At 74.1% G+C, this 14,483-nt stretch carries 10 protein-coding genes; 7 read left to right on the top strand and 3 right to left on the bottom strand.

From position 1 onward, the window contains the following. Positions 1-3: 3 nt before the first annotated feature. From AB0I15_RS41095 to AB0I15_RS41125, 7 genes are all read left to right on the top strand, one after another. Positions 4-657 carry a GAF domain-containing protein gene (locus AB0I15_RS41095; RefSeq protein ID WP_358108550.1) on the top strand — a complete coding sequence of 218 codons (654 nt, stop codon included), beginning with the start codon at positions 4-6 and terminating at the stop codon, positions 655-657. After that, positions 657-1,751: a hypothetical protein gene (locus AB0I15_RS41100; protein ID WP_358108553.1), complete on the top strand. Its 1,095-nt coding sequence runs from the start codon at positions 657-659 to the stop codon at positions 1,749-1,751. Before AB0I15_RS41095 ends, AB0I15_RS41100 begins: the two co-directional genes overlap by 1 nt. After that, positions 1,739-2,728 carry a radical SAM protein gene (locus AB0I15_RS41105; RefSeq protein ID WP_358108556.1) on the top strand — a complete coding sequence of 330 codons (990 nt, stop codon included), beginning with the start codon at positions 1,739-1,741 and terminating at the stop codon, positions 2,726-2,728. Before AB0I15_RS41100 ends, AB0I15_RS41105 begins: the two co-directional genes overlap by 13 nt. 29 nt (positions 2,729-2,757) lie before the next feature. Further along, complete coding sequence (locus tag AB0I15_RS41110; protein ID WP_358108559.1) at positions 2,758-3,456, top strand: iron-containing redox enzyme family protein; 699 nt, start codon at positions 2,758-2,760, stop codon at positions 3,454-3,456. Then, entirely contained in the window at positions 3,414-3,599 is a 186-nt protein-coding gene (locus AB0I15_RS41115; RefSeq protein ID WP_358108562.1) for an aroma-sacti cluster domain-containing protein, read from the top strand. Before AB0I15_RS41110 ends, AB0I15_RS41115 begins: the two co-directional genes overlap by 43 nt. Positions 3,600-3,605: 6 nt before the next feature. Then, positions 3,606-6,617, top strand: a complete 3,012-nt coding sequence (locus AB0I15_RS41120; RefSeq protein WP_358108565.1) for an AAA family ATPase — start codon at positions 3,606-3,608, stop codon at positions 6,615-6,617. A gap of 291 nt (positions 6,618-6,908) precedes the next feature. After that, positions 6,909-9,449: an AAA family ATPase gene (locus AB0I15_RS41125; RefSeq protein ID WP_358108568.1), complete on the top strand. Its 2,541-nt coding sequence runs from the start codon at positions 6,909-6,911 to the stop codon at positions 9,447-9,449. Positions 9,450-9,459: 10 nt separating this feature from the next. Here AB0I15_RS41125 and AB0I15_RS41130 read toward each other — a convergent pair whose 3' ends face one another. Genes AB0I15_RS41130 through AB0I15_RS41140 form a run of 3 tightly spaced genes read right to left on the bottom strand, consistent with a single transcriptional unit; the run spans position 9,460 to position 14,439 of the window. Next, positions 9,460-11,316, bottom strand: coding sequence for an ABC transporter ATP-binding protein (locus AB0I15_RS41130; RefSeq protein ID WP_358108571.1), 1,857 nt, complete (start codon positions 11,314-11,316; stop codon positions 9,460-9,462). Continuing rightward, complete coding sequence (locus AB0I15_RS41135) at positions 11,309-13,252, bottom strand: ABC transporter ATP-binding protein (protein WP_358108574.1); 1,944 nt, start codon at positions 13,250-13,252, stop codon at positions 11,309-11,311. Before AB0I15_RS41135 ends, AB0I15_RS41130 begins: the two co-directional genes overlap by 8 nt. Beyond that, positions 13,225-14,439, bottom strand: coding sequence for a lanthionine synthetase LanC family protein (locus AB0I15_RS41140; protein ID WP_358108578.1), 1,215 nt, complete (start codon positions 14,437-14,439; stop codon positions 13,225-13,227). The genes AB0I15_RS41135 and AB0I15_RS41140 overlap by 28 nt, the downstream gene beginning before the upstream one ends. Positions 14,440-14,483: the final 44 nt, after the last annotated feature.

Here is a 14,483-nt window from a genome sequence, read left to right on the forward strand (position 1 = left end):
ACCATGGGCGTGCGCATCCCCGACTCCTTGACCTCCTCGCTGGGGCGGCTGCTGCGTCCCACCGAGCACGACGAGCTGCTGAGGTCGGCCGTACGGCTCGCCCGGCTGACGTTCTCGGCGTCGGCCGCGTCGGTGTTCCTCTACGACGAGGAGCGCGACCGGCTGGTGTTCGAGGCGTCGTCGGGAGAGGGAGAGGACCGCCTGGTGGGAGTCGCCATCCCGACCGGGCGCGGCGTCGCCGGATGGGTGTTCCAGACCGGCGAGACGGTGCTCCTCAGCGACGTCCAGGAGGATCCGCGCTTCGACCGGGAGTTCGCGCAGAGCACCGGATACGTGCCGTCGATCCTGATGGCCGCCCCGCTGGAGCTCGAGGACCGCACCATCGGCGTGATGGAGGTGCTCGACCCCGCCCTGCAGAGGTTCGGGGAGATGGCGGCCATCGACCTGTTCACCGAGCTGGCCGCCCAGTCGGCGATCACGCTCACGCTCATGGCCGCGGCCCGCTCGCTGACCCGGAGCGCCCGAGAGGGCCTGACCCCCTGGAGCCGCCTGGAGATCGCGCTCAGCCGGTCCGAGGCCTCCGACGCCGCGGTGGACGAGCTGCTCAACGCGCTGAGCCGGTTCGTCACCGCCGCCACCGCCCCGGGGGTGGCCTGATGCATCTGGCCGAGATGGCGGTGCTGCGAGCGGTGCCCGCCGCGGGCGTCTTCCTCGCCCTCACCCGCCGCTGCCCGCTGTCGTGCGCGCACTGCTCCACGGAGTCGGCCATGGACAGCGCGGAGCACGCCGATCGGCCCTTCCGGCGGCTGGTCGCGTCGTTCACCGGCGCGGAGCGGCCGGAGTTCATCGCGATGTCCGGGGGTGAGGCGCTGCTGAGGCCGCGGCTGGTGCGCGACCTCGCCGACTCGGCGCGGCTTTCGGGGGCGAAGTCGTACCTGCTGTCCGGGTTGTACTTCGCGAGGGACGGGCACGCGGTGCCGCCCGCCCTGCGGGCGGCCATCTCGGCGGTCGACCACTTCGCGGTCAGCCTCGACCGTTTCCACGAGCGGGAGGTCAGCAGGCACGCGGCCTTCCGCGTGCTGCGCGAGGTCCGCTCGTGGGGGCCGCAGGTGAGCGTGCAGATCACCGGCGACGGCGACGCCGACCCCTACGTCGCCGAGCTGGTGGACGAGGTGCGGCGGGAGTTCGCCGACCAGGTGCCGATGCTCGTGGTGCCGCTCCGGCCCGTCGGCCGGGCCCGGTCCCTGGGCGGCCCGGACGGCCCTCACGTGCGGCAGGCCGCGCCCGCGCCGTGCGAGATGGCGGCCTGGCCGCTGGTCACCTACGACGGGACGGTGCTCACGTGCTGCAACGACAATCTCGTCGCCGCCACCCGGCCGCCGCACCTGGTTCTCGGGCACGCCGACCACGATCCGTGGTCGGTGCTGCGGCGGCGCCATCTGGACCGGCCGCTGACGCGGGCGATCCGGATGTTCGGGCCGCGCTACACGAAGGACCGTTTCGGGTCGGACGCCGGGCCGCCCGCGCCCGGCTACTGCGAGGTCTGCGTGAACCTGCATCGCGACCCCGGCCTGGGCGACAGGGTCGCCGGGTATCTGGACTCGCCGGCCGGTCCGGCGATGGAGAGCGCCGTACGCGGCCTCGTGGAGGGCCACGGGCCGCACGTCTTCGCCCGCCGCCACGGCATCGCGCGCTACAGCGAGCTGGTGACGCTCGGCTGGCAGGGTCGGGAACGGTCATGCGCCGGCTGAGGCTCGCCGACATCGAACGGCTGCGCCGCACGCGCGGCCGTACCGTGCTGCTCTACCTGACCGACCGCTGCCCGGTCGGCTGCGCGCACTGCTCGGTCGCCGCGCTCCCCGACGGCCCGCGGGTCACCGACCACGGCCTGCTCGCCGAGATCGTGGCGGCCATCGGCGCCGAGCCCGGCATCGAGGCCGTCGCGATCTCGGGCGGCGAGCCGTTCGCCGAGCGCCGCGGGCTGGTCCTGGCCGTGGACGCGCTCGCGGAGGCGGGCAAGGACGTCGTCCTGTTCTCCAGCGGGTACTGGGCGTCCGGGACCCGATGCCCCGGCTGGGTCACGCGGGTGCTGGAACGGTCCTCGACCGTGATCCTCAGCACGGACGGCTTCCACCGGGCCGCGATCGACCGGCGGAGGTTCAGCCGCGCGGTCGCGCACGCGGCGCGGGCGCGCTGCCACGTCATCCTGCAGCTCCTGGACGAGCCCGGCGCGCCCGAGTTCGCCCGTGGCGTCCTGCGTGACGTGCTGGGCGACGACTGGGCCCGGCGCGCGGAGTTCACGCTGATCACCCCGCTGCGGGCCGGCCGGGGAAGCGGCGTCTTCGCGATCGGCCGCCACCACGACGTCGCCGAGCTGGGCACCTGCCCGCTGACCGCGTCGCCGACCATCCGCTACGACGGGGTGGTCACCGGCTGCTGCAACGAGAGCGTCATCACGGGCGGCGGGCCCCGGGGACTGCGCCGGCGGGTGGCCGGCGCCGCCGACGTGCGCGCCGCGCTGGCCCGCTTCCGCGACGACCCGCTGCTCCGCGCCGTCGGCTCGGTCCCGCCGGACAGCCTGGTGCGGCTTCCGGTGTTCGCCGGGCTCGCCCGCTCCCGCTACCCGGACATCTGCGGCCTGTGCTGGCGCATGCACGAGGCCGTCGAGGACGACGGCGACGGAGCCCGGTTGCTGAGCGCCCTCATGAGCCAGGCGGGCCGGACATGATCGCCGCGCCGACGCCCAGCCTCCGGCTGATGGCCAAGCTCGACCTCGTCATGCCGGCGCTGCGGGCCGGAACGGAGCGGATGTGGCGGCATCCGGCGCCGCGCGAGCTCTACCGGGAATGGCTCAGGGCCCTGCACGGCATGGTGCGCGCCACCGTGCCGCTCATCCTCGACGCCACATCGGCCTGCGTGGCCCGCGACGACGAGCTCTCACGGGGCGTCGCCGCGTATCTGGCCCACCACGTGCCCGAGGAGTACGGCCACGACCGGGACGTGGTGGACGACTACGCCCGCGCCGGAGGCGACCCCGCCGCCCTGTTCACGGACCCGCCGCCGCCCTGCGTCGCCGCGGTGGTCGGCAGCCAGTACTACTGGATCAAGCACGCGCACCCGGTGGCGCTGCTCGGGCACATCGCCGTCCTCGAGGGCCACCCTCCCCCGCCCGAGCTGGCGCCGATCCTCTCCCGGCGCACGGGCCTGCCGATGGACGCGTTCCGCACCCTGGTGACCCACGCCGTCCTGGACGGCGAGCACCGGGAGGAACTGTGGCGCGCGATGGACAAGCTTCCGCTTACTCCCGAGGCCGAGACGCTGATCGGGCTGAGCGCGCTCAACACGGCACACGGCCTGACGCAGCTCGTCGACGCCGTCCAACTGCGCGCGAACGCCGCAGGAAAGGAGAGGTCATGGCGACCATCGACCAACTGGAAGCCGCCGGCTTCGACCTGACGACCGCGTCAGAGGAGCAGATCGCGGTGCTGGAATCCCTCAGCGACGAGGAGCTCCACGTGCTCGTCTCCATCAAGGAACGCATGGAGGAGGCCGTGGACGTCGAAGGACATGCGTACGCGAGCGGCGGCTGGTGCTGGTGATCGGTGATGCGACCCTGCGCTCGCTGCGGCGGTGAGAACCCCGCCGCCGCCCGCTTCTGCATGACGTGCGGCACGGCCCTGACACCCGAAGCGCTGTCCCCCGGCGCCGTTTCGCCCGAGTCGAAGAGCCGCACGACCCTGCGGTTCGTCACCTGCCTCTTCGGGGACGTGGCGGGCTCGACCCAGCTCGCGGGCAGCCTCAGCCCCGAGGTCTGGCAGAGCACGCTGGCCACCTACTTCTCCGACGTCAGCCGGGCCGCGACCGAGCACGGCGGCCGGGTGGAGAAGTTCATCGGGGACGCCGTGGTCGCGGTCTTCGGCGTGGAGGCCACCCACGAGGACGACGCGATCCGCGCGGTCGGCTGCGCCCGCGTCTCCCTCGAGAGGATCGCGCGCCAGGCCGCCGACCTGCGCCGTACACGCGGGGTGGACTTCTCGGTCCGCTTCGGGATCGCCTCGGGCCAGGTCGCGCTGTCCGAGCGGGACTCCTCGTTCGCGATCGGCGAGGTCATGAACCGGGCCGCCCGGCTCCAGGCGGCGGCGCCCGTCGACGGCATCGTCATCGACGTGCGCACGTGGCTGCTCGTCCGGGGCGCCGTGCCGACCCAGGCCATCGAGCCGATCACGGCCAAGGGCTTCAGCCGGCCGCTGCGGGCGTGGCAGGTCGCCGACGGCGCGGCGGGCGAGGCCGGCCGGGACGCCGACGCGGCGCGTACGCCCTTGGTGGACCGCCGTACCGAGCTCGACGACGTCCTGGCCGCGCTGCGGTCCGGTCTGGAGGAGCCGGGCGTCCCCGTCGTGGTGCTGGCCGGCGAGCCGGGCGTCGGGAAGTCGCGGCTGGTGGCCGAGGTGGCGGGGCGGATGGGGGCGGACGCGCGGTTCCTGACCCTGCGCTGCCGGCGCGACGGGCAGCGGCTGGGCTACTGGCCCCTCTACCAGCTCGCCGACAAGCTGGCCGCCCTCGGTGCGGGCCGGCCCCGGGGTCAGGGGCCGCAGGGCAAGGAGGAGATCTTCTGGACGCTGCGCGAGCTGCTGCGGGAGGCGGCGGCGCGGCAGCCGCTCGTCCTCGTCCTCGACGACTGCCAGTGGATGTCCCCGGCGGTGCGCGAGTTCGCCGAGGGGCTCGACGACCCGGAGCTGCGCGTACGGGCGGTGATGATGCTCAGCGGCCGGCTGGACGAGCCGCCGCTGACGCGGGGGTCGATGACCGAGCTGCGCGTCCCGCCGCTCGGCCAGGAGGACACGCTGGAGCTGGCGGCGAAGGTGGCCGCCCGGCTCGGGTCCGGCGGGCCGCTGGAGGACCTCGCCCGGCGCAGCGCCGGCAACCCGCTCTACCTGGAGCAGCTCTCCCATCTCCAGGTGGACGCCGAGGGCCGGACCGATCTCATCGCCCCGAGTGCGGAGGCGGCGGTGGGCGCGCGCCTCGACCATCTGGGCGCCGACGCGCAACGGCTGCTCGCCATCGCCAACGCGCTCGGCGGCAGTTGCGTCCCCGGGGACCTGGAGACGGTCTCCGAGGCCCTGGACCCGCCGCTGGACCAGAGCTTCGACGAGACGCTCGCCCAGTTGCTCGACCACCGGCTGCTCGTCACGCGGGCGCGCTCGGCCGACGAGCTCGAGGTCGAGTCGCCGGTCGTGGCCGAGGTCGCGTACGGCAGGCTGCCGCTGGCCGACCGCGCCCAGGTGCACGCGCAGGTCGCCGACCTGGCCGAGGCCTGGGCCGACCGGCACCCCTCGGAGATCGAGCTGTGCGCCCTGCACGCCGGGCGCGCCCACGCGGCCTGGCTCGAGCTGCGCCCGGGCGGGCCGGAAGAGCGGCACGCCGCCGTACGCGCGGCGCGCGCCCTGTGCGCCGCCGCCCAGTTCGCGGTCTCGCGCGGCGACCTCGCCATGGCGTCGCAGACCGCGGGCCAGGTCGCCGGGCTCGACTCCGGCCTGCCCGGACTGGAGCTGGAGATCGCGGCCATCGAGACGTACGCCACGGCGGCGGCCGGCCGGGCCGACGAGACGCTGGCGCGGATCGCGGAGGCCAGGAAGCGCTGGGACACCGGCGGCAACCTGGCGGCGGCGGTGCAGCTCACGCTCAACGAGGCGGTGGCCCGCTCCATGATGACCGGGCGATGGCACACCTCCCTGATCGGGCAGGCGCGGGAGCTGGCGTACCGGGCCGATGATCCGGCGGCGTACGCCAGGGTGCTGCTTCTGGAGGGCATCGGGCACATGGAGGTCGGCGACTACGTGACGGCCGAGTCCGTGCTGCGCGAGGCGTTCGGCCACGCGCGGCGGGCGCGCTGGTGCTTCGGCGCCACCGAGATCTACGGGAACCTGGCGCTCTGCCTGGCCTACGGCAACACCCCCGCCCCGGCGGCCACGGCCATCTGCACGCAGTTGCAGGCCGAGCTCAAGGACGCCCACACGGTACGGGCGGCCGTCGGCTGCCCGGCGGCCCTGCTCGCGGACATGACGTGCGACTCGGCCGCCGCGACCGAGCTGCTCGACGAGGGCCTGTCGATCCTGGCCGGAATCGGGCACCAGCCGGGCCTGGCGGGACTCGACATGTTCCGCGCGACGCTCGCGGAGCGGCACGGCGACCACACCGGCGCCGCGCAGGCGCTGGACCGGGCCGTACGGCGGTACGACGCGATCGGGTTCAGCGCGGCCGCGCAGTCGGCCGGGCTCTGGCACGCCACGCTCGGCGGGCCCCGCCCGACCCGCCCGCCCGGCCTGCGCAACGCCGGTAGCTGGGATGTCGAGGTGCTCACCGAGCAGGCCGCCGCGGCGGCCGCGCTGCGCGAGGAGCGCCCGGACGCGGCCGTTGAGCACGTGGTCCGCGCCGGGGCGCGGCTCGGCGGGGTGCAGGGCGCCGGGGCCAGGATCACGCCGCTGCTGGTGTCGCTGCGGCTGGCGGTCCACTGCCCGGACCGCGCCCTCGTCGAGCGCATCGCGGGCCTCGCCCGGGCCGCCGCCGAGGTCAAGCGCGACATCAGGGCCCTGCGGACGATCGACGAACTCGCCTGATCCGGCCCTGACGACACCCCCGGCCCGCCCGTCTTTCACGGGCCGGCGCCCATGACCGCCGCTGCCGCACGCCTCCAGGACGAGGTGGCACCGTGACCGTGCCGTCGTGCCGCCCCGGGCATGCCGCCGGCCGGGTTCGTCGCGGCCGGTTCGTCGCGGCCGGTTCGTCGGCCCGGTTCATCGCGGTCGGCGATCGTTCGGAGGCCCGCGGCCCGTGAGGGATGCGCGTGGATTGGGCAGGAAAACCCTGGCCTCAAATTCCGAAATGGACACCTTCGGGATGCCGATGCCGTGGACGACAAGGCGGCGATGTGGGAGGTGGTATCCGTGTGGCCGTTCCTGGGACGACAGGCGGAGACGTCGGCGATCCGGTCCGCGTTCACCGGGGATGAGGTGGACGTCGTGTGGGTGAGCGGGCCCGCCGGCATCGGCAAGACCCGCCTGGCGAGGGAGGCCGCGGCGGGTCTGGACTGCGTGCACACCTACTGGGTCGGGGCCACCCGCGCCGCCGCGGCGATCCCGTTCGGGGCGGTGGCGGCCCTGGTGCCGGACGGCGCGGCGACGGGGGCGTCCGTGGAGCTCATCCAGGCCACCGTCCGCGACGTCGGCCGCTGGGGCGGCCGGCACCGGGTGGCCGCGGTCGTGGACGACGCCCATCTGCTGGACGACGCCTCGGCCGCGCTCATCGCGCATCTGGCCGCCCGCCGGCTCCTCTTCCTGGTGATGACCGTACGAGCGGGCGAGCAGACCGCCGACGCGGTGGCCAAGCTGGGCGCCGACGCCCGCTGCCTGCGCCTAGAGGTCCCCGGCCTGCCCGAGGACGCCATCGACGAGCTGATCGACCACGTCAACGCGGCGGAGTTCGACACCCGGACGCGGCAGCGGCTGCACCGGCTGGCCCAGGGCAACCCGCTGGCCCTGCGCGAGCTCCTGTACGGCGGCCAGCCGGCCGGGCTGACCGACCTGATCAGCGCCCGGCTGGCCCAGCTCGACCAGGCCAGCCGCCACGTCGTCGAACTGGTCGCCTGCGGCGAGCCGCTGCCCCTGGACATCCTGGAGCGGGTGACCGGGCTCCCGGCCGTCGCCCAGGCGGAGGACTCCGGCCTGATCGTGGTGGAGCGTTCGGGGGAACGCCGGCACGCCCGCCTGGAGCATCCGTTGTACGGCGAGGTGCTGCGGGCCCGCCTGACGATCTTACGGGCGGTGCTCGTCCACCGTGAGCTCGCCGAAGCCCTGCTGGCGACCCCGCTGCGCCGCCGTCACGACCGGCTCCTGGCCGCCGTCTGGCAGGTCGAGGGCGGGATCGTGCGGCGGCCGGAGCTGCTGCCCGCCGGTGCGTCGCTCGCGATCGGGCACGCCGACCTGCAACTGGCCGAGCGCCTGGCCCGCTCGGCCCGCTCGGCTCAACCGGGCGACGAGACCGATCGGCTGCTGGCCGAGATCCTCGCCTACCAGGGCCGCACCGAGGAGGCCGCGCGCATCCTGCCCGCCGCGCCCCCGCCGCAGCCCGCCGACCGGCTGGCCTGGGCGGTCACCAGGGCCGAGACCCTGTACTGGGGCGCCGGCGACATCGAGGCCGCCGTGTCGATCCTGGACGAGTGGCGCGATCACGCCCTCGCGCGGGCCTCCAAGTCCTGGCTCACCTTCTTCGACAGCCGCTGCACTGACGCCGTCGGGGTCGCCCGCAGCGTGTTCGAGGAGCCGGGGGCCGAGCCCAAGGCCGTCGTGTGGGCCGCCGCCGGGGCCGCCGCGGCCATCGGGTTCCTCGGGCGCGCGGACGAGGCGCCGTCCATTCAGGACCGCGGGCTGGCGGTCGCCGCCGCGCACGAGGACATCGTGCCGTGGGGCCGGTTCCAGGTGAACACCGGGGCCTGCCTGGCCCAGCTCGCGGGCGGTCGCCCCGGGGCGGCGCAGGCCATCGCCACGGCCGAGTACCAGCACGCGACCCAGGGCGGCGCCGCCATGATGCTGTCCGGATGGGCGCTGTTCGGGGGGCTGGCCGCCGCCGCCCGCGGGCACGTCGAGCAGGCGCACCGCCTGCTCGCCGAGGGCCACGCGGGCTTCGCCGTCAACGACACCCTCCGGCTGGCGCGTTGCTGCCAGGCCGCGCGGGCGTCCGTCGCGTCCTTACGCGGCGACTCCGACCGGGACCTGTTCATGGCCGACGCCGACTCCCGGGCGCACGCCTCGAACCGGATCTTCGCGCCCTGGGTCGAGAGCTGGCGGGCCTGGACGCATTTCGGCCGCGGTGACCTGCCGCAGGCGCTCACCGCCGCGACGACCGCCGCCACGCTGGCCCGCCAGGCGGGTCTCCCTGCGGTCGAGGCCCTGGCGCTCTACGACATGGCGCGGCTGGGCCGCAAGCCCGATCTGCGGCGGCTGGACGAGATCGAGCACGATCTGGCCGGGCTCGCCGGCCGCGCCGCCCGCGCGGTGGCCGCGCAGGACGGCGCTCAGGTCCTGGAGATCGCGGCGCAGGAGTTCCGGGCGCGCGGCTACGACCTGCACGCCGCCGAGGCGTACACCGTCGCGGCGCATCGGTACCAGCGCCAGGGCCTGGCCGCCCGGGCCGAGCTGGCGCTGGCCCGGGCTGCGCAGTTACGGCGGCTCTTCCCCGGCGTCCGGACTCCCCTGCTGCAACCGGACAGCCTCATCACCCTGCTGAGCCCGCGCGAGCGCGAGGTGCTCCTGCTGGCCGCGCACCACACCAGCGCCGAGATCGCCGCCCGGCTCGGGCTCGCGGTGCCGACCGTGAACAACAACCTCGCCCGCGCCTACACCAAGCTCGGCATCGCCGGGCGAAGCGATCTGCGTTCCCTGCTGGACACGTGAGAAAGGCCGGTCAAGGGCGGGCCGACTCGTACGCGCTCTCGTCGAGGATCTCTCCCCACGTGGGCTTGGCGTCCTGGTATCCCTTGGCGTGCAGGCGGTAGAGCGTGGCGTAGAGCCCGTCCTGCGCCATGAGCTCGTCATGGCTGCCCAGCTCCTTCACGGTGCCCTCGTCCAGGACGACGATCAGGTCGGCCGTCCGCACGGTCGCGAACCGGTGCGAGACGAAGACCGTGATGGCGCCGTCCCCGGTCTCGCGGGCGGCGGCCTGGAAGCGGCTGAAGATCTCGAACTCCGCGGCCGGGTCGAGGTTGGCGGCGGGCTCGTCGAGCACCCGCAGGACCGGCGCGCCTCGCATGCTCGCCCGGCCCAGGGCCAGTTTCTGCCACTGCCCGCCCGACAGATCGGTGCCGTCGGGGAAGGTGGCGCCGAGCTGGGTCCGCAGCCCTCGGGGAAGCAGGTCGGGCAGACCGCCCCCGCCCGCCTGATCCAGCGCGAAGCGGACGGCCTCCTCGTCGTCGATGCGGGACAGGTCGCCGACGCCGACCGCCTCCACCAGCAGGAACTCCAGGCGGCAGTAGTCCTGGAAGCACGCGGTCACCTTGGTACGCCACGCCTCGACGCCGAAGGAGCCCAGGTCGGCTCCGCCGTAGGTGATCCGTCCCTCGGTGGGGTCGTACATGCGGCACAGCAGCTTGACCAGTGTCGTCTTCCCGGCGCCGTTCTCGCCCACGATCGCCACCGTCTTGCCGGCGGGAAGGCGGAGCGACACGTTCTGGAGGACGGGGCGCGCGGCGTCCGGGTAGCCGAAGGAGACCTGGTCCAGGACGACGTCGCCGCCGGCCACGGGCGGGACGGCCTCGGCGGGCTCACCGCTCATGCGCGTCGTGGCGTGGTCGGCCAGCCACAGGTAGTGCCCGACCGCGCGCACCGCCTGCTGCATCCAGGTGAACATCTGGATCAGGCCGGAGACGCTGCCGGTGAGCTGGCCGCACATCGCGAGGGTGAGGATGACGTCGCCGGGGGTGGCCTGGCCGCGCAGCGCGGCGGTCCCGATGACGTACAGGGCGGCCGCGACCCCGCAGCCGAAGATCAGCCAGCCGGACGCGGTCCAGATGGCGGTGCGGATCTCCATCCACCGCCGGTGCCCGTCGATCTCCTCGCGCAGCTCCCGGTGGCGGGCCGCGATCTCCTGCCGCAGGCCGTAGACGCGCAGCTCCTTGGCCGCGTCCAACCCGACGGCCAGGCCGAACAGGCCGCGCCTGAGCCGGGTCGGGGCCGCCGTCATCTCCTCGGTCTGCGCGATGATCTTCTCGCTGCGCCGGGCCGCCACCACCATGGGAAGGGCCAGGAACAGCAGCAGGAGAAACTGGGGGCGCAGGCTCATGAGCAGCGCGAGCGTGGCGCTGAAGGCGACGATCGCGCGCACGTTCTCGACCAGGGCGCCGAAGGCGGAGCCCAGCCAGTTGCGATGGGTGCGCAGCAGTTCGAGCTTGTCCTGGTACGGCGGATGCTCGTGGTGGTCCAGATGGGGCAGGCCGGCGCACATGGTCACGATCCGCTGGTCCAGCAGCATCCCGACCCGCTGTTGCAGCCGGATCCGCAGGTCCGCCGTGATCGTGCCGGTGAAGTTGCCGACGACGACGGTCCCCGCCAGAAGCGCGGCGGCGGCCAGCATGCCGGTGAGGTCGGCCGCCGCGGCGGCGTTCACGATCTGCTGCAGGCCGATCGCCGTCACCGCGGCGATGGCGCCCGCCACCGGCGCGAGCAGCAGGACGAGGACCGTCCCGATCGCGTCCGCCTTGAAGGCGGTGCCGATGAGCAGCGGGATCGTGCGGATCCACACGCGGGCGGGGGTGCGCTCAGGCATAGCGGGCCTCCTGGAAGGGAGCGCTCTGGAGCGTGAAGAGGCGGGCGTAGCGGCCTTCCTGGGCCATGAGTTCCTCGTGCGGGCCGTACTCGATGATCCGGCCGTCGTCGATCACGCAGATCCGGTCCGCCAGGCGGACGGTGGCGAACCTGTGCGAGACCAGGATCGTGGTCAGCCCGCGGGTGATCTCCAGGAAGTGCTGGTAGATCTCGGCCTCCGCGCGTACGTCGAGGTTGGCCGTCGGCTCGTCCAGGACGAGCACCCGGGCGCCGTTCTCCACCGCGAAGAGGGCGCGGGCGAGCGCGACGCGCTGCCACTGGCCGCCGGACAGGTCCGTGCCGCCGTCGAACCTGCGGCTGAGCGGGGTGTCCCAACCGGCCGAGAGCCTGGGCAGGACGTCGTTCAGGCCCGAGAGCTTGGCGATCCGGTCGAACGCGCCGTTGGTCCGGTCGGCGTCGACCCGCCCGAACCCGACGTTCTCGCGCAGCGGCAGCTCGTAGCGGACGAAGTCCTGGAAGACGATGGCGAGCTGGCGGCGCCACGCGTCGGGGTCGAGGCTGCGCAGGTCCACGCCGTCGACCGTGATCCGGCCGGCGCCGGGCTCGTACAGGCGGGCGAGCAGCTTGATCAGGGTGCTCTTGCCGGCGCCGTTGGCCCCGACGATAGCGAGCGAGGAGCCGGCGGGGATCGACAGGTCCAGGCCGTTCAGCACCGGACGCTCCGGATAGCCGAAACCGACGCCCTCGAACCGGATCCCCGCCACGGGCATCCGCGCGTCCGGCAGGGGCGAGCCGAGCTCGCGCACGGCCCCCAGGCCGAGCCGCCCGATCGCCTGGGCGTGCGGGACCGCGGCGCTGGCGTGGGTCAGCAGCCACTGCACGTCCCCGATCCAGCCCAGGGCGCTCATGCCGGTGATGGCCTGCAGCGCCACGGTGAGAGCCTGTACGTCGAGCCGCCCGGACGCCGTCCCGTAGGCGATGTAGGCGAACGCGACGGCGTGGGCGGAGCCGAGCAGCAAGGGAGCGACGGTCCGCGTGACCGGCCGCCCCGATCCGGTCAGCGCGGCCATCCCCTCCAGCCAGGAGCGGGTGAACCGGTCGAGCAGCCAGTCCTGCATGCCGAAGACGCGGATCTCCTTGGCCGCCACGCCGTCGGTGGCCATCTCCCGGGCGTAGGTGGCGTGGCGCAGCGCGGGCGCCGCGCTCTCCTCCGCGTCCACCGCCTTCTTGACGTCACGCAGCCGCCACCTGGCGATGGCGATCCAGACCGCCGCGATCGGCAGCGGCAGCCACCATTCGACGGTGGCGAGCAGGATCGCGGCCGCGACGCCCGTCAGGCGGCTGGACACCAGCCGGACCAGCGCCGTCACGGCCTGGCCGGGCGCGTATCCGGCCACCCCGATCCCCTGCGCCATCTGGATGCGGTCGGCGATGGCGGAGTCGGTGAGGTGCTCGATGCCGATCGGGCGCAGCGCCCCTTCGAGGGTGGTCTGGGTGAGCACGGCGTCCACGCGCTGCGCCAGCAGCCACGCGACCGACGACGCCACGGGCTGCAGGGCCAGCCGCAGCACGAAGATCGCGATAAGGGCGCTCAGGTGCAGCAGGCCAGAGGCGCTGTCCTGGCGCGTCACGTCGCCGACGACGGCCGCGGTGGCCAGCATGAAGCCGGTGGCCAGCAGGGTCTGCGTGAGCACGAGGACGGCCAGGGAGAGCGTGAGACCGGGTGAGACGCGCGGCAGGAGCCGGATCAGCGCGAGCACGCCGGCCCCTTTCCTGGTCCGGCCCTCGCCCGTGTCCTGCGCCGTGTCGTTAGCCGTGTCGTTAGCCGTGCCGTTCGTCGTGCCGTTCGTCGTGCCGTTCGTCGTGCCGTTCGCTGTGCCGTTCGCCGTGCCGTTCGCCGGGGTGGCGTTCATCTCAGGGCCAGGGCCGCCAGCCATCGCCGGTCACCTCCCTCGACGGTCAGGAGCGCGGCCAGGACGCCCGTCGATCCGCCCTGGAGCCACATGTCGCCGAGATCGGCGACGGCGTCCAGGCTGTCCCGCAGGTGGCCCGCCAGGTGGTCGGCGAGCTTGGCGGCCTCCGTCAGCGGCGTGTGCCGGGCGAAGGCGTCGTACACCAGCATCAGTCCGGCGGCGCCGTGGCAGATGCCCAAACTGTCCAGATAGAAGGCGTCGTCGTACGCGTTCAGGAACGAACGGGCCGACTCCACCGCGAAGGCGCCCAGTTCGTCGTCCTCGAGCACCCGGGCGGCCTCCCACAGGACCCACGCGTTGCCCGGCCCTCCATAACACCAGGCCTGGCGGCGGCCGTTGCCACGCGAGGCCCGATGGCCGTCCAGCCGCCGCGTGCCGAACGGCCAGGTGATCACCCCCCGGCCGTCGGTGTACGACTCAGCGACCAGCCGGTCCGCCAGCCGCCGCACCACGTCCCGCGCCTCACCGCCCAGCCCGTCCACATCGGCGGTGGCGGTCAGCGCGGCCAGGATCCCCGGCAGTCCATGGGCCAGGCCGAGGTTGATCCTGCCGTAGTTCCAGCCGCGAAGGTGATCGTCCAGGTACTGGCCCACCCGCAGCCGTCCCAGCTCCGCTCCCTCGCACAACCGCGTCAAGTGCGCCACCAAGGGGGCCCGCGCCGCAGCGTCGGCGTCGGGATCGGCGGCGAACGCCACCAGGACCCCCGCCGCGCCGGTGATCAGGTCGTAGTCGGACCAGCCGACCTGCTCGGTGCGCCACGGCCCGCCGGCGATGTGGCCGCTGAGCATGTCCCGCTGCCTGGCCAGGGGCTGGGCCAGCCGCGGCCACGTCGCCGAGGCGATGCGCAGGGAGAACATCCGGGCGGTCGCGCCACACCCGTGCAGACCCACATGCGGGGCGGGACGCCGGAAGCCGCGCAGCCACGCCGCGAGAGCGCGCCCGGCGGCGCTGTCGCTCGCGGGACGCTCCGGGCCGGCGAGCAACGTGGCGAGGATCGCGGGCCCGGAGTCGGATAAGGCTCGCGCCTCGCGAGCGATCTGGTCCTGGTCGGGCAGGCTTCGTGCGGGATCGGCGGCCGCGGTGTACGTCTCCAGCAGCCGCTCGGCCGCCGCACGTACGGGAACATGCGTGATTGCAGAGGTAGATGCCACGATCACTCTTTTCGTTGACGTCCTACGCGATACCCGCATAGGCG

This window comes from Nonomuraea sp. NPDC050643, assembly GCF_040654715.1.
In the GTDB taxonomy this organism is placed as follows: Bacteria; Actinomycetota; Actinomycetes; order Streptosporangiales; family Streptosporangiaceae; genus Nonomuraea.